Origin of the sequence: Bradyrhizobium sp. 6(2017) (genome assembly GCF_011058295.2) — a bacterium.
GTDB classification, from domain to species: domain Bacteria; phylum Pseudomonadota; class Alphaproteobacteria; order Rhizobiales; family Xanthobacteraceae; genus Bradyrhizobium; species Bradyrhizobium septentrionale.
This window is the reverse complement of record NZ_CP049289.2, coordinates 2145060-2168497: the sequence shown is the minus strand read 5'-3', so window position 1 is coordinate 2168497 and position 23438 is coordinate 2145060. Positions and strand designations below refer to the sequence as shown.

Genomic DNA, 23438 nt, shown 5'->3' with positions numbered 1-23438 from the left:
TTGATCAACCGTCAGGCTGCCCCCCCCTCTACTTTCATGTTTTTGCGAAGTCCGGGTAGTGAGCGGTAATCTCGGCCTGCAGGGGTAGGCAACTTGCCGCATCAGCGTAATAGGCAATCGCCATTATCGGTTTGGCGACGGACGCGACTGCGAATATCGCTTCGAAGCGCATCGATGTTGCTTTCGCAGGGATCGAATTGCCCGTATGCCTTTTAGTGGATGAGCTTGCCGTCTCAGGCGATGCAACCCGCGCCGGCACGCACTTGCCAACGATCTGGCGAGCGCAGAGCTCCTCCAGTTTGGCAAGGCGGCTCTTGGAACTCCGACGTCAAGCCCTAGCCTCGGGCAGAGGCGCGACGTGCGGCGAATTAAAGCCGATTCCAGCGGCAGCCGCGGCCATAACGGATGACCGGATCCGGCTTGCAATGCTGCTGCTCGCTCACGATCGGACATGTCTGGCCGTCATACCGAAGCGGATTCAATCAGGGCTGGTGCCCTCATGTGCCTCTTCTGGCACAGCGTTTGTCGATGAAGGTTAGAATAAAAATGACGGCAAAGGCAAACATCACCATACCGCCGGCAATCCAACTTGCCTCGCTCCAGCGCGATGCTTGCACATAGTCAATGACATAAGCTGACAACACCTTGGTGCGCCCAGGAATGTTGCCGCCGATCATCATCACTACGCCGAAGGTGCCGATCGAATGAGCAAAGCCAACCAAGGCAGCCTTGAGAAACTCCAGTCGCACCAACGGCAGACCGATAGTAATGAAGGCATACAATGGAGAAGCACGCTGATTGACGAGCGGTCCCCCGCCTATCGCAATAAAGGCATTATGGATCGGCTGCACCACCAAAGGGAGCGCTGAGAGGACCGATCCGACTACAATTCCTGCAAAGGTAAAGGCGAGCGTGTGCTCGCCCCAGAAAGAGGCGAGAAAGCCACCCGGTCTGTTCGGGCCGAGCAGGACGAGTACGCAGAAACCAAGCGCCGTCGGAGGCAGCACCAGCGGCAGCGCGATGATCGTCGCCACCGCCTTGCTCAAAACCGTCTTTGAACGTGCCAGCCACCACGCGAGTGGCGCGCCAACAACCAAAAGGATCATCGTCGTCATGCTGGCGAGCTCGATCGTGAGCGCAACGGATTGCCAGATCTCGGCCGAAAAGGTATCCATGTGCGTCAGCTCCACGGTGAGAGCACGTTGCCATATCGGCAGAGCGATCGCCTGCACGTCCGGCTTGCTGAAGGATTTGGCATGCAGCGCCTTTTGGCCGGATCCAACCTCCAGAAGCGAGGCATCCTGCCAGGTCGGTTCACAAGGTCCTTTGCTAACCGCCGGCGCGTTCTCACATCGTTCCCTTTTAGCGGCGATTCAGAATCTCCGGTCTGAATCAATCGATCAATCTGTGGGATCGACGCACACTGTACTAGCTTCGGCCGCGCCGCCTTCCCCATTGCGAATGCATCTGCGGTGTCCGGCCCACTCGTCCCTTTTGCGGCGACGACGCGCCTGCAGATCGACGGCACGGAGAACGACGACGGCTTGCACGCACGATTCACAACGTTCGAAGCCGAACTCGCCAGAGAGGCGAAGTGGCTTTCCGGAGGCGCGAGGCCGCCCTCAAGCAGCCGAGCCGGGCGACCGCGGTCGCCCGAGCGAAACGCCAGAAATGTTGGAGCTTGCGTGGCCTGGCTGTATAGCTCAGTGCCCGCTATGACATTCAACATGGCTTCGGACCACCTCGCCCGCTTTGACAATCCGGCAAGCCTATCCGTCGGCATGAGGAACTTGATGAGGGGTGCCATATTGACGCGCGTCATTTCTGCGAGAGAGGGCAAGAGGGCGGAAATCGCAGGCCTCATCGGAGACTCCTGTGACAGGGCCGCTTCACCCAGTCTGACGGCACCAGCTCCTGTCTTGTCGTCCAGCAATGTCTGTGCCGCTTGCCAAATGTGATGCACTCCGTGCTCAACGTGAGGAAAAACGCGCATAGATGGGCATTGCTGTGGAGTGGACCTAACGCTCTGTCAGCTTTCTGGCATCATTGTCCTCGAGCGGACAGCGCCGCACAATGAAACTGCAGAGTTGACGTGCGCGAGATGCCCTTGGGGTCTCATAACGTTCCGGATACTCGACGGAAATCCTCGCGTGCATCTCCTGCTTCGAAGAATTGGTTAGCCGTTCCTTAAACGCTAGCAGGCATGACGGCCGGCAACCGCGCCACAGTCCCATGCGTGGTCATGCGCCAGTTGTTCCGAGCGCTGGACTAGGACCCACTGCCGAAACAAGCGCTGCAACGAGCCTATATCGTGTCCAGGCGATGTAGTATATCGAGGGTGATCGTGCCGTGAGCGCGAGAATCACATGCACAGATCTTTGCGTTCGCGCGCTTTTGCTGCTCGCTGAAGAAGACGTCGCGGTGGTCAAGTTCACCGTCGATGTTGACGAGATCGATCGCACAGACGCCGCACTCCCCGCGCCGGCAATCCGCAATCACGTCGTAACCAGCTTCATTGAGTACATCGAGCAACGAGCGATCGCGCGGAATCACTAGCTCGATGGCAGGATCTGCAAGGCACACCCGGAAACCTTCAGTCGGCAGCGAGCCACTCGAACCGAAGGTCTCGTGGCGTAGGTCCGATAGTGCGCGCCCTGCGCCGGTCCAAGCCCGGCGCGCCGTATCGAGCATCCGCATCGGACCACACAAGAGTGTCAAGGCGTCAGGCGGCAGCGGGGCGAACAAGTCATCGAAATCGAGCCGACGCCCTTCGTTGCTTGCATGGATATTAAGTCTCTCGTTCAGCAAGGGGACGAGGACATCCAGATAGACGGCTTGATCACGAGAAGGCGCGGCATAATGTAAAGTGAATTGGCTATCGCGGCGGGCTATCGCCTGAGCTGCCCCTATTTGTGGCGTAATACCGATGCCCCCGGCGATTAGGCAGTAGTGCCGGCGCGCCCAGTCTATCGACAGCAGTGAGACCGGCAATGTAATGGTCAGCCGCGCGCCCGGCGCGAGCGACCACATGTACTGCGAGCCGCCGCGCGAGCCTCCACGCGCCGCACCGCAATGCCATAGCCCGCCCGGTCGACTTCGCCGACCAAGGAGTAGGACCGCGTCTCCGGCCGTGTCCATCGACAGTGACGGCGACATTGATATGGCTGCCCACCGGATAGGCCGCGCTATCAAAGTTGTCCGGCTTGATCAGCAGCTCGCGGATCGAAGGCGTCAGATCGCATGTCGCAACGAGGGTTGCGGGTATCCAGCTTTCAATGAACCGCATGCAGCTCCCTTCAATCGCCTGCCATCCTAATGAGCGCCAGTCCCGGCAGCAGGTCGGAATGCGTCTTGTTCTTGAGCACCAAGCGCAAATTGCGCGCCGCCACTTGCGCGTGCTCCCGCATGATTGCTTCGGCCCGCGCGCCTTCTCGATTTTCGATTGCGTCGATTACGACGCGGTGTTGATCCTGCGCAATTAGGAGTGTGTGGCGCGCATCCGGCAGTGTCGATTGTGTCATCACAAAGCGCGCTAGGCGAGGCGGACGGTAATGCGGACGCGCGATCGACCTGCCTGATCAAGGGCGGATGCGCGACAATTCCGTCAGCAGCGCGTGAAAGCGCGCGTTGAGCGCGACGTAGGAGGAGAAAGTCTCGACGGAGATTGGATCCTGCCGCACAAGACCGTCAGTCTCGTCAAGACAACCTTTCAAGGGTTCGAGATCGCGCAACGAAACACCGCGCTCGGCGGCAACGCGTGCGGCCAGCCTCTGGAGCGTGCCGCGCAGTTCGATCGAGTCCACGACATCACGCTCGGAGAATGCCTTTACCATGAAACCGCCGGAAGAGATCGCTTCCAAAAGCCCTTCCTCCTGCAGTCGAACCAGCGCCATTCGCACCGGAGTGCGCGAGGCGCCGGTCGCCTCCACAGCCTGCAATTCGGAGATCCGTTCGCCGGGCCGCAAATCACCCGACAGAATCAGATCGCGCAAACTGAGCTGGGCACGCACCGTCTGTGAGACAGAGCGATCGCTGTCACGCTCGGCCATGTCCTACTCCGCGGCTTGCCGGTGCTGCGGCGGATTTCCGCGTCGATCATGCGATCTATCAGGCGGCGTGCCCACATCGCGCCAGCGTCGATGTTGAGGTTGTAGAAGACCCGATCGGCATGTTCGTCGATGGCGCGCTGTTGCGCCTCGAGAATAAGCTCATCCTCTCGGAAGATGCCGGAAACGCCTTGGCGGAGTTCGGTGGTCAGACGCTGTTCGCTTAAGCGGTAATTACGTACGAATGCCCAGAAATAATGGCAGGTCGTCTCCGTTTCGGGCGTGATGGTGTTGAGAACCATACCATTGACACCCGCCGAGCGATCGCCTTCGGGCGCGCCTGTTCCGGCGGGCGCCACCCCGACGTCGATATTGATGGTGCACGGCGCCTCGAAACGAATGATTTGCCAGCGGTCCACCCGACCAGGCTTTTGCAACTGTTTCGACCAGAACGGCGGCGGGAGTAATCCCCTTCATCCAGCGCGTTACTATGGCAGTCTTCTCGCCGTGCGTGACGTCAAGCGGCGCTTCCGCGATGGCGTCGTTGCCAATACTGGCCCCGTGCACAAAAGTCTCGTGCGTCAGGTCCATGAGATTGTCGACGACCAAACGATAGTCGCATTTGAGGTGAATGGTCTCACCATCACCGACCCAAGCAGGATCGTCGTTCCAGTGCATGTCCGGCACCAAATCTGGGTCAGCCAGCGCCAGATCGCCCATCCACAGCCAGATGAAGCGATTGCGCTCGACTAGGGGATAGGCACGCACGTATGCGGAGGGATTGATTGTCTCTTGCGAGGGCATGAAGGTGCAGCGCCCCTGCGCATTGAATTTCAGCCCATGATAGCCGCAGACAACGCTGTCGCCCTCAAGGCGCCCTTTTGAGAGCGGCACCAACCGATGCCAACAGGCATCCTCCAGCGCCCCCGCCGATACATTACGGCGTGCCTGCCGCAGATCGTGCGCGGCAACAGCGCCTGCTTGACCTCGGCATCCCAAGCGGCCGCGTACAGGCATTGGTCGGAAAGCAATCGCTCATGCGGCTTTAGTGTATACACTAGTTCGAGATTTCGTGGGAAATATGCTCATTATGAGAAATTTTTGCAGTCAAAATCGTCGTCGGAATGACAGCATGTATACAAGATTCGATTTTATCAACCCTATATATCCCGGCCGGCGATGGAGAGGCATCAGCTTGGTCAAACTCCCGGGACATCGCCAGACGGCACATCCTGCTGCATCTCAGTCCTGCATCGTCGCTATTCTCATGCGGCGATCACCATGACTCCTGGCGTGCATAGGGCGCAGCCTTGGGCGATTCTTGGCCGGCAGCAACAATGCCTTTACCGGGATCGGACGTTGACGCCCTGACAGCGAGATCGGCCCACGCTTTCAGCTCATCCAGTGCGTAGATGACGCGACCGCCAAATTCGTCGATACGTTGGCCCTGCGCCATATGTCCGGTGCTTCTTGAGCGTGCGGCCCGCCAAGCAGAGATAACGCGCCCAAAAAGAATCTCGATCTGACGCTCAGATGTCGCCAAGCTTCCATCGCGTGGATACCTGCGATCCAAACAATCGATTTTACCAATGCAACGCACTGTTGCATCAACTCGGCACTCGACACATTCCGATCACGCTAAGCTTCAACGCTGAGACGCGACTCGGCCTACGTGCCCTGCCAGAGCAAGAGATACGCCACCCAGCGCAACGCCTTCCATTCGAACATGCGAACGCAGGTCCGAGCATTCAGATAACCTCATCAAGAGATAGACGGCTTATGCCTGGTTTGATCGGCCGCAGATTAGCGTCTGGTGCAAATCTTGCTTGCCGAAAAAGATAACGTGACTGAATGCCTGCCTTTGGAATGACGCGCCGGCTCCCGGAACCGTCTTCAATCGGACACGGCTACGGCTAAAAGGACAGCCTCGTATGATGCCGTCGGCTCTCACGACGCGGCGGCTCACATTCGAGGGAATTCGGGAAGGAAGCGTCATGACCACCATGGCAACTGCGGCGCCTGCGCGCGCGTCGCAAACCTGGTATAAAATTCTCTACGTCCAAGTGTTGATCGCTATCGTGATTGGCGCCATCGTCGGATGGCAGTGGCCATCGGTCGCGACCAACGACTGGGTCAAGGCGCTCGGTGACGGCTTCATCAAGCTGATCAAGATGGTGATCGCGCCGATCATCTTCTGCACCGTTGCATCCGGCATCGCGCATATTCAGGACGCAAAGAAAGTCGGGCGCGTCGGCGTCAAGGCGCTGGTATACTTCGAAATCGTCTCCAGCTTTGCCTTGGTGTTGGGCCTTGTCATGGGCAATCTGGTTCAAGTCGGCCGTGGCCTTGCCGTCAAACCCGATGCTGCGGCAGTCGCCAATTACGTCAAGCAGGCGGAAGCCTCGAAAACCGTCGATTTCTTTCTCAATATCATTCCCGATACCGTGGTCGGCGCCCTGGCTCGCGGCGATGTTCTGCAGGTGCTCCTGTTCGCGATCCTGTTTGGCTTTTCGCTGATGGCGCTGGGAGAGCGTGGAGCGCGGCTGCGCGGCATGATTGACGACGTTGCGCACGCGGTGTTCGGCGTGATCGCTATCATCATGAAAGCGGCTCCGATCGGCGCGTTCGGCGCAATGGCCTTCACGATCGGCAAGTTCGGGCCGGCGGCGCTCGGTAATCTGATCGGTCTGATCGCGCTATTTTATGCGACGGCCGCGATATTTGTAGTGGTCGTTCTCGGCCTGATCGCGCGCCTTGTCGGCTTTTCGATCTTCAAGTTCATTGCCTATATCAAGGATGAGCTTCTAATCGTGCTCGGCACCTCGTCTTCGGAAAGCGCGCTGCCGCAATTGATGGAGAAGCTCGAGCGGCTGGGCTGCTCCAAGCCCGTGGTCGGCCTCGTGGTGCCAACCGGCTACTCCTTCAACCTCGACGGCACCAACATCTATATGACGCTTGCGACCTTGTTCATTGCCCAGACGCTCGGGGTCGATCTCACTCTTGGCCAGCAGCTCACGATCTTACTCGTGGCAATGCTGGCCTCGAAGGGGGCAAGCGGCGTCACCGGCGCGGGCTTCATCACGCTCGCTGCTACGTTGTCGGTGGTCAACCCAGCGCTAGTGCCGGGCATGGCAATCGTGTTCTCGATCGACAAGTTCATGAGCGAGGTACGAGCCCTTACCAATATCACCGGCAACGGCATCGCAGCTGTGTTCGTCTCCTGGTGGGAAGGCGAACTCAAGCACGGGACGCTGCACGCCCGGCTCAACCAGCCCGCCGATTCCACCAGCATCGACATTAGAAGCACAAGGAGGTAGGCCACGGACTTTATCCGTGATTACAAGACGCGTCGAACGCGAGTGTTGCCCAAACTTGTGATTCTTCGCAGTTCTGATCGGCGCAGCCGACCTGAACTGCAAACCGGAGCGTTTTCTCACGCGATCTCGGACCGCCTGCTTTGCGCTGCGGTCCAGGCAACCGCTCTGAGAAAGATCCTCACATAAAAAGGGAAAAGAGAGCATTGTTTTCGGCAGCCATCTCCAGGCGCGCCTTTTGAGGTACAGCTCCTGGCCATCCAAATGCCGGGGCAAGGTTTGCCGAGCCAGAGCATACGGTTAATGACAGAATCTGTGCGGCGTGACGGTCCACGGTACCCGGTCCGCCCATGAAACGGTTGGTACGTGGCTACTGATGAACCCGCCACGTCCGACGGCGACCTCGCTGGCGCAACTCGATCATCTGGCTTGTTCCGGTGCGCATTGCGGAAGAGACCGCGATGGACGTGATCACGGTGGACCAGATTGGCCCCTTCACCGACCTGAGATGGATCCCAGAGGGTAACGTCACGGCGCTCCAGAGCTTTTCGCTGCTCTCTCCGCATAGGCAAAACCTGCCGCATTGTTCAGCGTCAGCGCTTAGCTGAATTGATGTGGCCGCTGACCCTGACCTTGATGTGCCTTGGCGCCACGCAGCTGTGCTCGGCCGCAGCCTCACGCGCCCGCGAGCGTTTCAATAGCGAAGGAAAACAGATAGCCCGGGCTCGGTTGCACGCATGTCAGCGCGATATTGAATGGTTTAGGACAACTATACGTACGTTTGTAATGCGCCTTTCTTCGGTACGTGCTCAGTTCAACCGTAAGCAATCGATCCCGGAAATGCTCGTGTGCGTCTCTGGGGCAGAAAGGATTGCCTTATTTTTGCCTAGAATGTTATAGCTCTCCTGCCGCATAACGGCCGGACGGTCGAAGAATGCATAATCAGATCAGCAATTTCAAACGTTCGGCCACGCAGTTTGCCTTCGGCAGCATAACGCTGGCGGTGGTGACGCTAGCTTCCTTTTACCTTCAAACGCATTTCGCCGCGATGGCGCTCGTCTATCTGCTGGTGATATTGCTGTTTTCGTTGATCGGCAGCTTTGTCGCATCATACGCGCTTTCCGTCTTAGCCATCGCTGCTTTGGCCTACTGCTTTGTGCCGCCGGCGTTCAGTCTACGGATTGACGACCCCCAAGCTCTTCCGGTGGTCGTCGCATTTCTTACTGTCTCGATCGTTGGAACACACCTGATCGGAAGAGTCCGCCAGGAAAGAGAGGCTACGCATGAGGCTGCGGCCCAGCTGCGGCGCGGCGCGGCCGATTTGAAGGATCGCGAAAAACGGTGGCGCGCGATCTTTGAGCACAACCCGGCCATGTACTTCATGCTCGATGAAGCCGGTACGGTCCTCAACGTCAATACCTTCGGCGCGACACAACTCGGCTATGCCCGCGACGAACTGATCGGCCAATCCGTGCTGGGAATCTTTCTCGAGGAAGATCGCGCGTTCGTTCACAAATGCGTTCGCACCTGCCTTGAAGATATCGGCCAATCGCACACCTGGGATGTCCAGAAAATCAGGAAAGACGGCTCGGTACTGTGGGTACGTGAAAACGCTAAAGCCATGCTCTGGGCCGATGACCAGCCCATTGTCCTAATAGCGTGCGAAGATGTCACGGAGCGAAAGCGAACCGAACTTGCCCTGCAGCGGAGCGAAGCCCATTTGGCTCAGGCGCAGGAGTTGAGCCACACAGGCAGCTTCGGCTGGAACGTTGCTACCGGCGAGGTCTTTTGGTCAAAGGAGAACTTTCGAATTTTCCAATTGGACCCGCAGACGGCTCCTGCGCCGGAACTGGTTGTCGAGCGTACCCATCCAGACGATAAAGCTTCGGTCCAAGAGATCATCGATCGAGCGATGCGAGACCCAAGGGACTTCGAGCACGAATACCGGTTGCTGCTGCCGGACGGCTCGGTGAAGCACATCCACGCGCGGGCGCGAGCAACAAGAACTGCCACCGGTGACATCGAGTTTGTCGGCGCAGCGACGGATATCACGGCAGCAAGGCAAGTAGAACAGCAGCTACGCCGTAGCGAAGCCTATTTGGCCGAGGCCCAGCGTCTCAGTCACACGGGCAGCTGGTCCTGGGACCTCTACAGTCTCGACTTTGTGTATCGCTCCGCTGAGGTCGACCGTCTATTTGGCTTTGAACCGCAAGAGACTGTATCGATCGAGACCATTCGGTCGCGCGTTCATCCAGATGACCTGCCGCGGCTTCAGGAAGTGCAGCGCCAGGCTATCGAAGGCAAGGAAGAGCGCTTCGAGTATGATTTTCGAATCCTTCTAGCAGATGGCGGGATAAGACGCATACACTCCGTCGCGCATGTGGTGGTCGGCAGCGATGGCAATGTGCGCGAACTCATCGGAACACACATGGATGTCACCGAGCAATACGCCGCTAGGGAACGCTTGGAAAACACACTTGCCGCGCTGCGCGAAAGCGAGCAGCGCTTTCGCGATTACGCCGAAACAGCTTCCGACTGGCTCTGGGAGACGGGACCAGATCATCAGGTCACCCACTTATCCGAGCACACCAGCGCTGCGGGAATATTGGCGACGGGATTGATGGGCCTGCCTCGCTGGGACATCGCGTGCGACGTCGAGGAAGAACCTGAGAAGTGGCGGCAACATCGGGCGACGCTGGAGGCGCATCTTCCGTTTCGGGATCTGGTCTACCGCACTGTCAACCGTATGGGATCTCCGATCTACGTCCGGACGAGCGGCAAGCCTTTTTTTGATTTAAACGGCAATTTCCTCGGCTACCGCGGCGTCAGCACCGACATCACCGCTTTGATTCGCGGAGATCAAACCGAACAAGAGCTCCGAAAGGCGCAGGCGGAGCTTGCGCATGTGACGCGTGTGACGACGCTAGGAGAGCTGACAACCTCCATCGCCCACGAAATCAACCAGCCACTCGCCGCGATTATCAGCAACGCCGACGCGTGCCTCGGTTGGATGGGCCGCCAGACACCTGATCTTTCCGCCGCTCGCTGTTCGGTTGAGTGGATAATCGAAGACGCAATCCGGGCAAGCGAGGTGATCCGTCGCATTCGCGCACTTGCGAAGAAAGGCGAGATCGAGATGGTACCGCTCGATATCAATGATGTAGTCAAGGATGTTATTGCTCTGGTGGCACGTGAGCTGGTTAACCACCGAGTGACGCTAAAGACCAAGTTGACGGAAGCGCTGCCCGCAATCCTCGGTGATCGGATTCAGCTGCAACAGGTGATTATCAATCTGGTGATGAATGGGATCGAAGCCATGGACGCAGTTACGGACCGGACGCGCGAACTGGTGATTCAGTCGTCGGAGGACGATACGGGATACGTGCAGCTTACCGTGACGGATTGCGGCGTCGGGATCGCTGAAGATGATACCGACCGAGTATTAGACCCCTTCTTCACGACAAAGTCGAGTGGCCTTGGCATGGGCCTTTCGATCTGCCGCTCGATTGTGGAAGCTCATGCAGGGCGCCTTTCAGTCGTTCGCAAGCAGGGGCCGGGAGCGAGCTTTCGGTTTGACCTACCGTTGCACAAGGAGCTCGTGCCGTGAGCGAACGCCCTTCCCCCCCGCGCGAAGGCAGCAAAGCTGAAGCGTCGGCAAATGCGACAGTCTTCGTTGTCGAAGATGACACCTCGATGCGTCGGTCGCTAACGAACCTTTTTCAATCGGTCGGCCTGGACGTCGTTGCATTCGGATCGGCCCGCGAAATGCTACAGAGCGGGCTTCCCGATGTTGTTAGCTGCCTGGTTCTTGATATCCGGCTGCCAGGTCTGAGTGGACTTGAGTTCCAGGCTGACCTGGCGCGGTTGAACATTCATATTCCGATCATCTTCATCACCGGCCATGGCGACATTCCAATGAGCGTCAGGGCCATGAAAGGCGGAGCCGTCGATTTTCTCACCAAACCGTTTCGCGATCAGGAGCTGCTTGACGCCGTGGTCGCCGCGACCGAACGTGATCGCAAAAGACGGAAGGCTGAGCAGACCGTCGCGGAACTGCAGGCTCTATTTAACACCTTAAGCCCGCGCGAGCAGGCGGTGATGAAGCTGGTCGCTACCGGCCTGATGAACAAGCAGATAGCCGCCGAGCTGAGGCTCGCCGAGATTACGGTCAAGATCTACCGGGGACACGTAATGAAAAAGATGCGCGCCCGGTCGCTCGCGGATTTGATCAGAATGACTGAGACGCTGAGCATCCGCGCAAATCGGCCCGAACAAACCTAAGTATGATTTTACAATTTCAACACTCAAGCCCACTTTTCGCCGAGGGTGGCTAATGCTGCGGCAGCCGCCATTCCCGCGTCCGGAGGGCACGTCTTGTCCACGCCTTTAATATCTGTCGTTGACGACGACGCGTCGGTCCGCGCGGCGACAGAGAACCTTCTGAAATCGCGTGGCTACATCGTCCAAACGTTTGCGTCGGCCGAGGACTTCTTGAGGTCACCGCGATTGAACGAAACCGCCTGCGTAATTTCGGATCTGCAGATGCCGGTTATGAGCGGCTTGGACCTGTTGGCAGAAATGCGGGCGAGAGGTCACGGTGTGCCGTTCATTTTCATTACTGCGTTCCCGAACGACCGCGTGCGCGCCTCAGCCCTGGACGCGGGAGCGATTGGCTTTCTGGCCAAGCCCTTCGCCGGACATACGCTGATCGAGTGCCTCGATGCCGCACTGCAGGAGAATCGCGACGGGGGGCACACCTAATCCAGAAGACCGCCAACCTCATGTCCAATCTGCGCACTTCTCACGCGACACGACATCGATCAGCTTCTTGGCGCCGAGCACGCTGCGCCTGTAATTAGAACTCCGAGAGGCCGGGTCCGCGCGCTCCAGTCTAATTGGTTGGTCCGCTTTTTTTAGGCTCGTCACCCGCGAGTTCGCTCAAGCAGGGTTCAAGACCTGCATGTTGAAATCCTATCTCGAGCTCGTACGATCTACTGGAATGAACTCCCCGAAATCGGCCGGCATCACCAGCGGTCGATTTCTTACTTTGGCTTATTGATCCTTGTGACGTGCTCCGCCCGCTAGCCGCGTTGATCAGGACCAACGTTGCCGCCGCGAGGCTCGCGGTACTCGGCACTCCCGGCTCCGTTCAATCTCCGTAGGCTGGTGCTCAGGGTGATCCTCCTCCCGGACAGGATTCGACAGGTTCGCGCGCTTGCTTAGCTCGGTCTCGTTGCAGCAAGCATACTATTTTCAACAACGAAAGAGCTCTGCTCAGCCCAAGAGCTCTCCGGAACGCATTTTCGAACCAATTGCTTGAGTCTTGTTCATTTCGTCGGGCGAAAAGCTCTGTGGGACGAGCTCCTGTTCACCGCGCCGCCCGTCACAGCTTCTATCCTCCTTGTCTATTGGGGGGCAGCAATCGCTCCGTAGCTCCTTCACGCCCTATCTCAGGCTGCTCCTTTGCTCCTCATGAACTCTTGGGCCTCATCAGATCGCCCGGAAGACCTTTGCCTCCAGATACCCCACATAATCTGCGTGCAAAATGCCCGGCCTCCTTTCGACGGCCGGGCGGATCTTGGCCGCGCCTCGTAAAGTTATTACGACGCCGCCAATTCGATCTATTGGCTCGTGCATTGCTGTCACAGAGCGCACCAGGCACTAGCAGCTCGGCGAAGACTACGCCGGCCGGCTCAGTCTGCGTACCATCTTCTCCGCGCAGGAGCTCTTCTGACTGTGAGCCTTCCCCAAGGCCGCCTAGCGCAGCAAAGACGGCGCGAAGAGCACGTCGAGATACGTTCCACGCAACTATACTCTAGTCACATAAAATCATCCTCGCAATCGTATGTCGCGGAGCCTTCTGCGATCTCGGTATCACCGTTCTCACAGTTGCCAATTTCGGAAAGATATCGCGCGGCAGCGCCTTTTCGCTGCCATTCACCATCACTGTTCTTATCCAATTTTCTGACATCTCTGGGTCGAGAACCATATTGTCGGCGTCAACCTCGACAAACCCCAACTTCTCCCCACGGGCTCTTGCTTCTGGATTAGCCGGACGCAAATTGAGCAACGGCCTTTAGCCGTCCATTCGAAGTTGATGCTCGAGCAGAATATCGCCAGCGTTCTCGACAAGCGGATGAACGACCTGAAGATCTACACTCGAGGTAGTCCCCGTTCGCCCAGGAAACAGCTCCCGCCATCGCTTGACGTCGAACTCTGTCATGCTGTCGCCGCCTTCCATTCTTAGAAGCCCGACACTCTTGTTTCCTAATTGGTAGCTGAAGTATCGCGCATTATCGGAATCTCGAGTTGTTCCATAGTCCTCAGCAATTTCCGCAGTTCGCCCTGCTCTTGCGGACACGAAATCTGAGTACTCTTGCGGGTTGTCGGCGATGTACTTGATCTTTTCGCCGTGATAGGTCTGAGCTGCCTTTCTGAACGACGACCTATTGATCTCCACCACAGGAGGGTTTTGAACGAGCGAATACGGTCTTGTTGCCGACGATGAGCTGCCACTGGGGCCTGGCGCAGCCAAGCGCATATTGGCGAACGCATCCGCGAAGCTGTTTGCATCCCCTTGCTCGTCAGCTTCGACAAAGCGTGAGGATTGGAAGTGGACAAGCCATTGATCCGATTATACATGGCGATTGGTGCTCCCAGCGGGCATACACTTCCGCATTTGGTTCAGGCTTGTTAAACTCGGCGGAGTTGATAGGCTGACTGCCTTACCAAAACCTGACGCGAGACCGTGAATGCCCTCCCATCCTTTCGGCAAGCTTTCCTAAAGCGGCACCAATGCACGTCGCATTGGCGTTGCCGGGATTGGTGAGGCTACGAGCATGGTTCGCAATGTCAGCCTATCAGGAGCGGGTTCGATCGATAGTTCTCCTATTGAATCAGCCGTCGAACGCTCTCCTTCTGATGCCGCGCGCCATGCTAGACGTATGCCCAGATCGCAGTCTCGATAAGTCCGGGGGAGCGCGCGGCCTGCTAACAGTTACCAGAATTCGCGACAACCAAGTATCCACCAACCATGGATAGGCGCGAGACTACAGCCTTTCCGGATTTTGAATCCACCAGATGGGGCAGCCACCGCAGCCTGATGGCTAGACAACGGAGAAGCACCTCGACATTGCCGGAGCCGGCTATTCGACGGTGACCGATTTTGCTAAATTGCGCGGCTGATCCACATCCGTCCCCATAACGACGGCAGTATGATAGGCTAAAAGCTGAACCGGGATGGCATAAACCATGGGCGTAAAGCTTCCACCCATGTCCGGCATCACAATGGTCATGAGCGTGTCCACCGTCGCTTCCGAAGCGCCCTTCGCATCAGTGATCAAGATGATGTTGCCGCCTCGAGCCGCGACTTCTTGCATGTTCGAGACAGTTTTCCCGAAGACCGCGTCGTATGGCGCGATCACCACCACGGGCACCGTCTCATCAATCAATGCAATCGGTCCGTGCTTGAGCTCGCCAGCGGCGTAGCCTTCTGAATGGATATACGAGATTTCCTTCAGCTTGAGCGCACCCTCCAGTGCCAGGGGGGCCGATGTGCCGCGGCCGAGATAGAGCACATCGCTCGACTTGGCGACATGACGCGCGAGTTTCTCGATCTGCGGCTCGATCAACAGCGCCGCAGCAATCAGCCGCGGCACTTCGATAAGCTCGCCGACAAGCTTCGATTCATCGATCTCGTGCAGTTTACCGCGCTCTTTGCCTGCTGCCAGGGCAAGCGCCGCCATTACCACTAGCTGACAGATGAACGCCTTGGTGGAGGCGACGCCGATTTCCGGTCCCGCCAGCGTCGGCAGCACGGATTCGCTCTCACGCGCAATCGTCGAGGTCTGGACGTTGACTACAGATATCGTGTGCAGACCCTGGCTCTTGGCGTAACGCAGCGCAGCCAGTGTGTCGGCAGTCTCCCCCGACTGCGAGATGACGATCGCGAGATCGCCCTTGCGCAAAGGCGCCTCCCTGTAACGGAACTCGGATGCCACATCGATTTCGACCGGCAGGCGTGCTAACCGCTCGAACCAGTATTTGGCGATGTGACCGGCATAGCTTGCCGTGCCGCAGGCCGTAATCGAGATTCGCTGAATCGAATTGAAGTTGAACGGTAGTTTGAGCGGCAGGGCGACGCGCTCGGCGCCGATATCGACATAATGAGCCAATGTCTGCCCGGCCACCATCGGCTGCTCGTGGATTTCCTTAGCCATGAAGTGGCGGTAATTCGCTTTATCTACCAGGAGTGACGACGCGCCTGACTTTGATGTTTCCCGGTGGACGATAGTGCCGTCCGCGTCGTAGATCATACAAATCGAGCGGGTAAGCACGGCCCAGTCGCCATCTTCAAGATAAGTAATGGAATCGGTCAAGGGTGCGAGCGCGATCGCGTCCGATCCTAGATACATTTCGCCATTGCCATGCCCAATCGCAAGGGGTGATCCCTTGCGCGCACCGATCAAAAGATCGTCGTGGCCTTTGAACAGGAATACCAGCGCGAAGGCTCCGTGCAGCCGCGGCAGCGACGCCTGCACCGCATGCTGTGGCGAGTAGCCATTCATGAGATAGGATTCAACGAGATGCGCCACCACCTCGGTGTCGGTCTCTGAGCTGAAATGAGCTCCATTCTGTCCCAGTTCGGCTCTCAGCTCGCGGAAATTCTCGATGATCCCATTATGAACGACCGCGACATTTTCCGTCGCATGCGGATGGGCATTTCTTTCGGTAGGCCTTCCATGAGTCGCCCATCGGGTGTGACCAATGCCGATATGACCCGATAGCGGATGCCGGTGTAGCCGCTCGGCAAGATTTCTCAATTTGCCTTCAGCGCGCCGCCGCTCGATACGGAGACCTTCGAGCGTCGCAACGCCTGCGGAGTCGTAGCCACGATACTCCAACCGCTCGAGCGAAGCGACCAACTGTCCAACGACCGGACCACGCCCCAGGATGCCGACAATTCCACACATGCTGATCAATGCAGCCCAAGTTCGCGAAGCCGCGGCTTCCGAATGGCCTGCTGTCGACGTGGTTGCGGGGCTGCTCTAGCGTGTGTTGCCATTTGTTACTGGAAATGTTTGTCGCGCTCGTTCAGGCGAACATGCGATACTCGGACAGATGCATGCTCCGCTTGTCGAGATCAGACTAAACGATCAATATCGATAGCTCGATTGTACGAAGGTAAACTTTCGATATCGAAACGTTCGAAGAACTATACAAGTGTTTGCAAGCTCCCCGTATTTCCTGCACCAGCAGAAGCGATGTCATCGATATGGTCGATGAGCTTGCTGCGCCCTAGGCTGAGTGTTCTGTTGGAGGTTGAGTGAGCGGTACGCATTGTGGGCTGCGATATCTATGCACAGGCTGTGGCTGGGTGTCGGCCTGCATGCTGCGATTCTATCAATGCAATGCCGATCTCCTAACTTGCAACTGGCTAACCTCAGCACGTCGCTTTATCCGGCCACGATAAGCCAGGTCCGAATGATTGTAATATTGGGATAGAGCAACTGCCGGATCGGTATAAATCAATGTATATAGTGTGCATGGATATATGATGTGTATGATCGGAGCTGACGATCGCTTTCCTCTAGTTGCGGGTGTAGCGCGCTTGAGCATCTAGATCTCTCGCAGCCGCTTCGCAACTGACGTTCTTAAGGGGGGCTCTTTACGGCGCAACCAATAGAGACCATGGCGGCTCAGGATTCAAAGCGGCGCGTGGCGCTGATCACCGGCGTGACCGGGCAGGACGGCGCGTATCTCGCCGAATATCTGCTTGGCCTCGGCTACACCGTGCACGGGATCAAGCGCCGCTCGTCCTCGTTCAACACCGCGCGGGTCGACCATCTCTACCAGGACCCGCATGCCGGCAACGTGCCGTTCCTGATGCACTACGGCGACATGACGGATTCGACCAATCTGATCCGGCTGATGCAGCAGATCCGGCCGACCGAGATCTACAACCTCGCCGCCCAGAGCCACGTCCAGGTCAGCTTCGAGAGCCCGGAATATACAGCGAACGCGGACGCCATCGGCGTGCTGCGCCTCTTGGAGGCGATCCGCATCCTTGGCATGGAAAAGGAGACGCGGTTCTACCAGGCCTCGACCTCGGAGCTTTACGGGCTCGTGCAGGAGGTGCCGCAGAAGGAGACGACGCCGTTCTATCCGCGCTCGCCCTATGGCGTCGCCAAGCTCTACGGCTACTGGATCACGGTGAACTACCGTGAGGCCTATGGCATGTTCGCCAGCAACGGCATCCTGTTCAACCATGAGAGCCCGATCCGCGGCGAGACCTTCGTGACGCGCAAGATCACGCGCGCCGTCGCCCGCATCGAGGTCGGCCTCGAGAGCAAGCTCTATCTCGGCAATCTCGATGCCAAGCGTGACTGGGGCCATGCCCGCGACTATGTCGAAGGCATGCACAAAATCCTGCAGGCCGACGAGCCTGATGATTTCGTGCTCGCGACCGGCGAGACGCGCTCGGTCCGCGAGTTCGTCGAGCTGGCGTTTGCGGAGGTTGGTCGCAGCATCGAATGGCGCGGCAAGGGCGTCGACGAGGTCGGCGTCGACAAGGCGTCCGGCAAGACCCTGGTGCAGATCGATCCGACCTATTTCCGCCCGACCGAGGTCGATCTCCTGATCGGCGATGCCAGCAAGGCACGCGCCAAGCTCGGCTGGGCGCCGAAGACGCCATTCGCGCAGCTGGTGAAGGAGATGGTCGCCAGCGATCTCGCTGAGGCCAGGCAGGACGCGGGCAATGGCAAGCACGTTTGAACTGAAGGGTAAGACGGTTTTCGTCGCCGGCCATCGCGGCATGGTCGGCTCGGCGCTGATGCGCCGGCTGGCGCGCGAACAGGCCGATCTGCTGACGGTGTCGCGCAGCGAGGTCGATTTGCGCGACCAGGCCGCGGTGAACGTCTGGTTTGCCGCGAAGCGGCCGCAGGCCGTGTTCCTCGCCGCCGCCAAGGTCGGCGGCATCGTCGCCAACAACACGCTGCGGGCCGAATTCCTCTACGACAATCTCGCGATCTCGACCAATGTGCTCCAGGCCGCCCATGCCAATGGATGTGAGAAGCTGATGTTCTTCGGCTCGTCCTGCATCTATCCGCGCCTGGCGCCGCAGCCGCTGCGCGAGGATTCGATGCTGACCGGCCCGCTGGAGCCGACCAACGAGCCCTATGCCATCGCCAAGATCGCCGGCATCAAGATGGCCGAGGCCTATCGCAGCCAGTACGGAGCCGATTTCATCAACGTGATGCCGACCAACCTCTACGGTCCTGGCGACAATTATCATCCCGAATACAGCCACGTCGTCGCCGCGCTGATCCGCCGCTTCCACGAGGCCAAGGTCTCAGGCGCAACCAAAGTCGTGGTGTGGGGCACCGGGACGCCGCGCCGCGAATTCCTCTATGTCGACGATCTCGCCGACGCCTGCATCCACCTGATGAAGACCTATTCCTCGCCGGACCTGGTCAATATCGGCACCGGCGCAGACATCACCATCGCCGAGTTCGCACTCTTGGTGGCGGCGGCCGTCGGCTATCGCGGTGAGATCAGCTTCGACACGTCGCGCCCGGACGGCACCCCGCGCAAGCTGCTCGACGTCAGCCGTTTGGCCAGGCTCGGCTGGCGTGCCCAGACCTCACTGGAGGAAGGCATTAAGTTGACGTACCGGGCGTATCTCGGCCAGAGCAATAAAGGCCACCAGAGTGATCCAGCTCATCCCCGGCAAGTGGGCTTAAGGGAAGGCAATCCTGCACGACGAGTCCGCGGCGACTCTCCCGGCCGTCCGTCAGCCCAGGCCACTCGGTAATAATCTACTCCGTGAACGGCCTTCTTCTCAACACAGCGACCGGTTGGATCCTCACCATGTACATGCTGGCCAGCATGCGGATCAACCGGCTTGCATCACGACGCAGAATGATCATGATCGCGGATGTGTTGTTCTACTCCGCCGAAGTCGACAGTTGATAAGCGCGATCTGAAGTCGATGCTGAGCCGCGATCGATCATTGAGTTGGAACGCGCCAATATTCCTCTTCAGCCATGTCCAGCGATAGTCCGTCATCAGCACCCACGGCGATAGCGTGACGATGCAGAACTACGAGAGACGGAAAGCCTTTGAGGATCTTTTGTTTTCCAAGCTAGTTTAGCCTGAAGGCGCCAAAAATCGAGCGCCACGGTGTCAGCCGCCGCGGCGAGCCTGATTAGCACGAACGCAGGAATCGTATGCGAGCCTCTTCTACGCGAATTGCGCGACGGCACCGGCCGCGGCCGGCTCGACTCTTGGGCATATTCGCGAGCGGACAACGACAACCCAAGTTGGCCGCATTGAACTTGCTGTTAGAGCGCTACCCCTCGCCGCCATTCGCACGCTGACGCGCGCGCCGAGCTTTGCGAAAGCTCCTGTCCGCCGCCATGAACCTCGCCAGCATAGGTGCGATCAGCTTGGCTGGATCCTGAACGGGTTGTCCCGTTTCCTGGGCCAGGATTTCAGCGTAGGCAGCGAGGTCCCGGTGGACGCTTGCCGGCAGTTCGTGCGCCACTTTGATCGGTTTGTCGTCTTCGATCGCTCCAAGCTTGAGCTTTGCCATCGCGTTATCCTATATATGGTTCGAGCACCAGGTCGCGGTTGACGATCACCCTCACCGGGAATCCCTGGCGGATCGTCAACGTTGGCTGGATGTTGAGATTGCGGCGAACCAGCTGCTGTCCTGTCTGATTTGCGGAATCCTCCGCTCCACGCCGGAGCGCAGCAATGAGGTCGCTGTTGGTGTTGCCTGCGTCCGCGCCCGAATTGACCTCCGTGCCAACAGCGAGCAGTGTCGAAACCGCTGCTGCGCCCAAGAGCTATTTCCAGTGATTGTCGACCTCGTCCTCGAGGCCGGCGTATCCAGATGCATCTGCGCCAGGCTGCCGTTCCAGGACGATCGAACGCCCGTTCGGCATAATCAGCCGCGTCCAAACCAACAGTACGCGCGACTGGCCAAATGCCACCTGGCTGTCGTAGGTGCCGATCAGCCTTGCCCCCTGCGGGATAAGGCGCGCTCGCCGCGTTGGACTGTCATAGACAGCTTCCGTCACCTGCGCCGTGATCTGCCCCGGCAGATCGGATCGAATGCCCGTGATGAGAGCGGCCGGAATGACTGTGCCGGCCTGCACCACAAACGGCGAAGCTGGCCTCACGAGGCGATCCGGACTGGTCGTCCGGCGGTCGACGGATGCGCTGACGAAGGCAAGCTTCCGTTCCTGGCCATTCTGGGCGAACGTTTCATCAGATGATGTCGTGGCATTCGAAGGCGTTTCATTGGCCGATGTCACAGCAGTTGAGGGACGGACATTGGTGCTGGCACAGACCTTGCTGGTACGCGCCGACTTGTGCTTGTCGTGAGGGTCGATCACACGCAACCCCGCTGACGCAGCATGTACCACATCAAGAAGGTGCTTCATTCTCATATGATATTCGCCGGTGCCACGGCCGAACGCAGCTTCTAAGACCGTGCCTTCTGCTTCTCAGTCAACCTGAATAGCGTTGGCTACATCGTCTCGTATTTTCCCGTACATGTGGATGATGCGCGAGCCACCGAGAAACTGCTCTATGAGAATCCGGTCGTGTCCCCAGTGATGGTGTAGCTCGGTAGAGCAAAGCCGCCCGCACGCGCGCCTCAAATAGCGCCGTAGCGGGCGGGCGGCTTTGCGGTGGTCATCGGCAGTTCTCCGGTAGGATCGGGTTGCGACACGCCAACGCAACCGAGGAATCACCGATGACCGACGATATGATGAACCTGCGCACGCTCGTGGAGAAGACCCCCGATGCCGATCTGTTGCGCGAGATGATCGGCTTTGCCGCCCAGCGGCTGATGGAGCTGGAAGTCGAGGGCCACACCGGGCGGCCTACGGCGAGAAGAACCCCGAGCGTCTGGCGCAGCGCAATGGCTACCGCGACCGGATCTGGGAGACCCGCGCCGGCGCGGTCGAATTGCGCATCCCCAAGCTGCGCAAGGGCTCCTACTTCCCAGGCTTCCTAGAGCCGCGCCGGATGGCCGAGAAGGCGCTCACCGCCGTGGTGCAGGAGGCCTACGTGCAGGGCGTCTCGACCCGTTCGGTAGACGACCTAGTGCAGGCAATGGGGATGAGCGGCATCTCCAAGAGCCAAGTGAGCCGGCTGTGCGGCGAGATCGACGACAAAGTGAAGGCGTTCCTCGCCCACCCGATCGAGGGCGACTGGCCGTATCTGTGGATCGACGCCACCTATGTGAAGGTGCGCCAGAATGGCCGCATCGTCTCGGTCGCGGTGATTGTCGCGGTCGGCGTCAACAGTGACGGCCACCGCGAGGTTCTCGGCATGGATATCGGTCCCTCCGAGGCCGAGACGTTCTGGACGGCGTTCCTGCGCAAACTTGCCCGCCGCGGCCTGCGCGGCGTCAAGCTCGTCGTCTCCGACGCCCACGAGGGCATCAAGGCCACCGTCGCCAAGGTGCTCAACGCCGGCTGGCAACGGTGCCGCGTGCACTTCATGCGCAACGCGCTGGCGCACGCCGGCAAGAGCGGGCGGCGCGTCGTCTCCGCCTTCATCGCCACCGCCTTCGCCCAGGACGATGCCGAAGCCGCAACGGCGCAGTGGCGTAAGGTCGCTGATCAACTCCGCCCCAAGCTGCCCAAGCTTGCCGACTTCCTCGACGAAGCGGAGACCGATGTGCTGGCCTACATGAATTCCCGCCGCAACATCGCACCAAGCTGCACTCCACCAACCCAATCGAGCGCCTCAACGGCGAGATCAAGCGGCGCACCGAGGTGGTTGGCATCTTCCCCAACGAGGATGCCATCGTCCGCCTCATCGGCGCGATCCTGCTCGAGCAGAACGATGAATGGGCCGTCCAGCGTGCCCGTTACATGACACTGGAAACCATCGCGCCGTTGAGTAAGGCGTCGGGTTCGCTCGCGACCTTTGCTTCCTTCAGGATTTTACCCTGGGCATCCACAACGCACACGCTCGACAGTTCCAATGACACGTCGATTCCGGCCTAGTTCTCCACGGCAACCCTCCGTCTCCGGATGCTTGGGCCGACTCAAGTCGTGACCCCGTTTGATCAGGGGACAGCCACCATCATGCCCCCTTTGCTCGGAGCAGGGCCCCTTACCGCATCTAGCCTGACCAGGCCGCGCTCTGCGGCTGATCGGTCGTCTTGAGCGATGCTTCGAGTTCTGCGATTAGCGCGCTGTGCCTGTTCTTGTCCGCTATTGGCGGGCAGCTATCGCCGATCGCAATTGGCTTTCGAAGATGAGCGATATCGGCAGCGACAAATTCGTCGAGTGTCATGGCAGTCACCTCCTTTCTGCCTGACATCCGCAGCATGAGAGGTTAAGAGAGCGTAAAGACCTAGCGTCTCGCCCATAGGGCTGAGAAGACCTTCGCCTTTCCGCGCGGCATATGCCTAGCGCCTATCAGCCCCAACAGAATGACTTTGGCATGCATAGACGACAGTGCGGTGCTGCGCGGCGTTGATAAGTCCGGTGGCTCCGGATTTGCAAGATTATCGGAGCGAGCCGGCCTCACATAGCCAGGACTCTTTCCAAGGTGCAGCAAGATGGATGGTTGGATAGTGACGGTCGCCATCCTCAAGGAAGACAGCGACGACGAACAGGCATGTAACCTTGCGGTCAGCCGTGAAGCTGCCCCTGAAAGACTGCGGGGGCAAAGGCCGCAATGCTAAACTGCCCGATCGAAGAGAAGCAGTTGCAAAGGCCCGGCGTGGAGCCCGGCGAGCTGATCGCTATACTCGATGACTAGATCGATCCAATCATCTCGCGACCCCAACGTCACTAAAAGCGCTGCACGTCTGATCTCGCTCACCCGCGTCCGATTGATGACATGTGTCCGGAAGCCGCCATTTGAATTGCGAGTAATTGCTCGGGCCAAAGCTGGAAGCGCTGCGTTCTGCCTCTCCTTCAAGCAGAGTTGCATTTCGACTATTTGGCACGCCGGTTGCTACCCCCTTATGGCTTGGTTGCTTACTGATGAACCTCGTGAGACGGCCAAGTCTCCACCAGCAACTCGTGCGGGCGGCTCCTTCCGCCGT

General features: G+C 58.8%; 12 protein-coding genes and 6 pseudogenes. 8 read left to right on the top strand and 10 right to left on the bottom strand.

Translation table 11 applies throughout. From position 1 onward, the window contains the following. Positions 1-497: 497 nt before the first annotated feature. The 5 genes and pseudogenes from G6P99_RS10320 to G6P99_RS10300 form a co-directional block, all read right to left on the bottom strand. Positions 498-1175 (bottom strand): molybdate ABC transporter permease subunit, encoded by a 678-nt coding sequence (locus G6P99_RS10320; protein WP_029084512.1) that lies wholly within the window; start codon positions 1173-1175, stop codon positions 498-500. Between the two features lie 1129 nt (positions 1176-2304). After that, a pseudogene (locus G6P99_RS10315) lies at positions 2305-3286 on the bottom strand (PDR/VanB family oxidoreductase). A gap of 10 nt (positions 3287-3296) precedes the next feature. Continuing rightward, positions 3297-4049: pseudogene (locus G6P99_RS10310) on the bottom strand (GntR family transcriptional regulator). A gap of 3 nt (positions 4050-4052) precedes the next feature. Further along, a pseudogene (locus tag G6P99_RS10305) lies at positions 4053-5085 on the bottom strand (Rieske 2Fe-2S domain-containing protein). Between the two features lie 237 nt (positions 5086-5322). Next, positions 5323-5551: pseudogene (locus tag G6P99_RS10300) on the bottom strand (DNA-binding protein); the annotation flags it as partial. A gap of 489 nt (positions 5552-6040) precedes the next feature. Between G6P99_RS10300 and dctA the strand changes: the two are divergent. From dctA to G6P99_RS10280, 4 genes are all read left to right on the top strand, one after another. Beyond that, a complete protein-coding gene (dctA, locus tag G6P99_RS10295; protein WP_029084514.1) occupies positions 6041-7363 on the top strand; it encodes a C4-dicarboxylate transporter DctA in 1323 nt (440 codons plus the stop codon). A gap of 931 nt (positions 7364-8294) precedes the next feature. Next, entirely contained in the window at positions 8295-10967 is a 2673-nt protein-coding gene (locus tag G6P99_RS10290; protein ID WP_029084515.1) for a PAS domain S-box protein, read from the top strand. After that, positions 10964-11641 (top strand): response regulator transcription factor, encoded by a 678-nt coding sequence (locus tag G6P99_RS10285; RefSeq protein ID WP_029084516.1) that lies wholly within the window; start codon positions 10964-10966, stop codon positions 11639-11641. The genes G6P99_RS10290 and G6P99_RS10285 overlap by 4 nt, the downstream gene beginning before the upstream one ends. 93 nt (positions 11642-11734) lie before the next feature. Next, positions 11735-12121 carry a response regulator transcription factor gene (locus G6P99_RS10280; RefSeq protein ID WP_165128059.1) on the top strand — a complete coding sequence of 129 codons (387 nt, stop codon included), beginning with the start codon at positions 11735-11737 and terminating at the stop codon, positions 12119-12121. A gap of 1315 nt (positions 12122-13436) precedes the next feature. Here the strand turns inward: G6P99_RS10280 and G6P99_RS10275 are convergent. Beyond that, complete coding sequence (locus G6P99_RS10275; RefSeq protein WP_275949058.1) at positions 13437-13823, bottom strand: hypothetical protein; 387 nt, start codon at positions 13821-13823, stop codon at positions 13437-13439. 682 nt (positions 13824-14505) lie between these two features. Further along, the gene (glmS, locus tag G6P99_RS10270) at positions 14506-16332 is read right to left on the bottom strand and encodes a glutamine--fructose-6-phosphate transaminase (isomerizing) (protein WP_029085165.1); all 1827 of its coding nucleotides are present in this window, start codon (positions 16330-16332) and stop codon (positions 14506-14508) included. A 718-nt stretch (positions 16333-17050) separates the two neighbouring features. On the opposite strand from glmS, the gene gmd reads away from it, so the two are divergent. Both gmd and fcl read left to right on the top strand, forming a co-directional pair. Next, positions 17051-18133: a GDP-mannose 4,6-dehydratase gene (gene gmd, locus G6P99_RS10265; protein ID WP_165124591.1), complete on the top strand. Its 1083-nt coding sequence runs from the start codon at positions 17051-17053 to the stop codon at positions 18131-18133. Next, positions 18117-19172, top strand: coding sequence for a GDP-L-fucose synthase (fcl, locus tag G6P99_RS10260; protein ID WP_275949210.1), 1056 nt, complete (start codon positions 18117-18119; stop codon positions 19170-19172). Before gmd ends, fcl begins: the two co-directional genes overlap by 17 nt. A 537-nt stretch (positions 19173-19709) precedes the next feature. On the opposite strand, the gene G6P99_RS10255 is transcribed toward fcl, so the two are convergent. Both G6P99_RS10255 and G6P99_RS10250 read right to left on the bottom strand, forming a co-directional pair. Continuing rightward, complete coding sequence (locus G6P99_RS10255) at positions 19710-19952, bottom strand: DUF2274 domain-containing protein (protein WP_029085104.1); 243 nt, start codon at positions 19950-19952, stop codon at positions 19710-19712. Positions 19953-19956: 4 nt separating this feature from the next. Beyond that, positions 19957-20736: pseudogene (locus G6P99_RS10250) on the bottom strand (TrbI/VirB10 family protein); the annotation flags it as partial. A gap of 386 nt (positions 20737-21122) precedes the next feature. Between G6P99_RS10250 and G6P99_RS47530 the strand changes: the two are divergent. Together G6P99_RS47530 and G6P99_RS10245 are read left to right on the top strand one after the other, a co-directional pair. After that, positions 21123-21386: a hypothetical protein gene (locus G6P99_RS47530; protein ID WP_371261262.1), complete on the top strand. Its 264-nt coding sequence runs from the start codon at positions 21123-21125 to the stop codon at positions 21384-21386. Next, positions 21278-22173, top strand: a pseudogene (locus G6P99_RS10245) (IS256 family transposase); the annotation flags it as partial. The gene G6P99_RS47530 and the pseudogene G6P99_RS10245, both read left to right, overlap by 109 nt. 331 nt (positions 22174-22504) lie before the next feature. Here the strand turns inward: G6P99_RS10245 and G6P99_RS10240 are convergent. Further along, positions 22505-22678 (bottom strand): hypothetical protein, encoded by a 174-nt coding sequence (locus tag G6P99_RS10240; RefSeq protein ID WP_165123024.1) that lies wholly within the window; start codon positions 22676-22678, stop codon positions 22505-22507. Positions 22679-23438: the final 760 nt, after the last annotated feature.

Coding starts and splice junctions, on each gene's coding strand:
- glmS (WP_029085165.1), bottom strand. CDS start 16,332: ATGTGTGGAATTGTCGGCATCCTGGGGCGTGGTCCGGTCGTTGGACAG.
- G6P99_RS10255 (WP_029085104.1), bottom strand. CDS start 19,952: ATGGCAAAGCTCAAGCTTGGAGCGATCGAAGACGACAAACCGATCAAA.
- fcl (WP_275949210.1), top strand. CDS start 18,117: ATGGCAAGCACGTTTGAACTGAAGGGTAAGACGGTTTTCGTCGCCGGC.
- G6P99_RS10320 (WP_029084512.1), bottom strand. CDS start 1,175: ATGGATACCTTTTCGGCCGAGATCTGGCAATCCGTTGCGCTCACGATC.
- G6P99_RS47530 (WP_371261262.1), top strand. CDS start 21,123: ATGACCGACGATATGATGAACCTGCGCACGCTCGTGGAGAAGACCCCC.
- G6P99_RS10290 (WP_029084515.1), top strand. CDS start 8,295: ATGCATAATCAGATCAGCAATTTCAAACGTTCGGCCACGCAGTTTGCC.
- G6P99_RS10240 (WP_165123024.1), bottom strand. CDS start 22,678: ATGACACTCGACGAATTTGTCGCTGCCGATATCGCTCATCTTCGAAAG.
- gmd (WP_165124591.1), top strand. CDS start 17,051: ATGGCGGCTCAGGATTCAAAGCGGCGCGTGGCGCTGATCACCGGCGTG.
- dctA (WP_029084514.1), top strand. CDS start 6,041: ATGACCACCATGGCAACTGCGGCGCCTGCGCGCGCGTCGCAAACCTGG.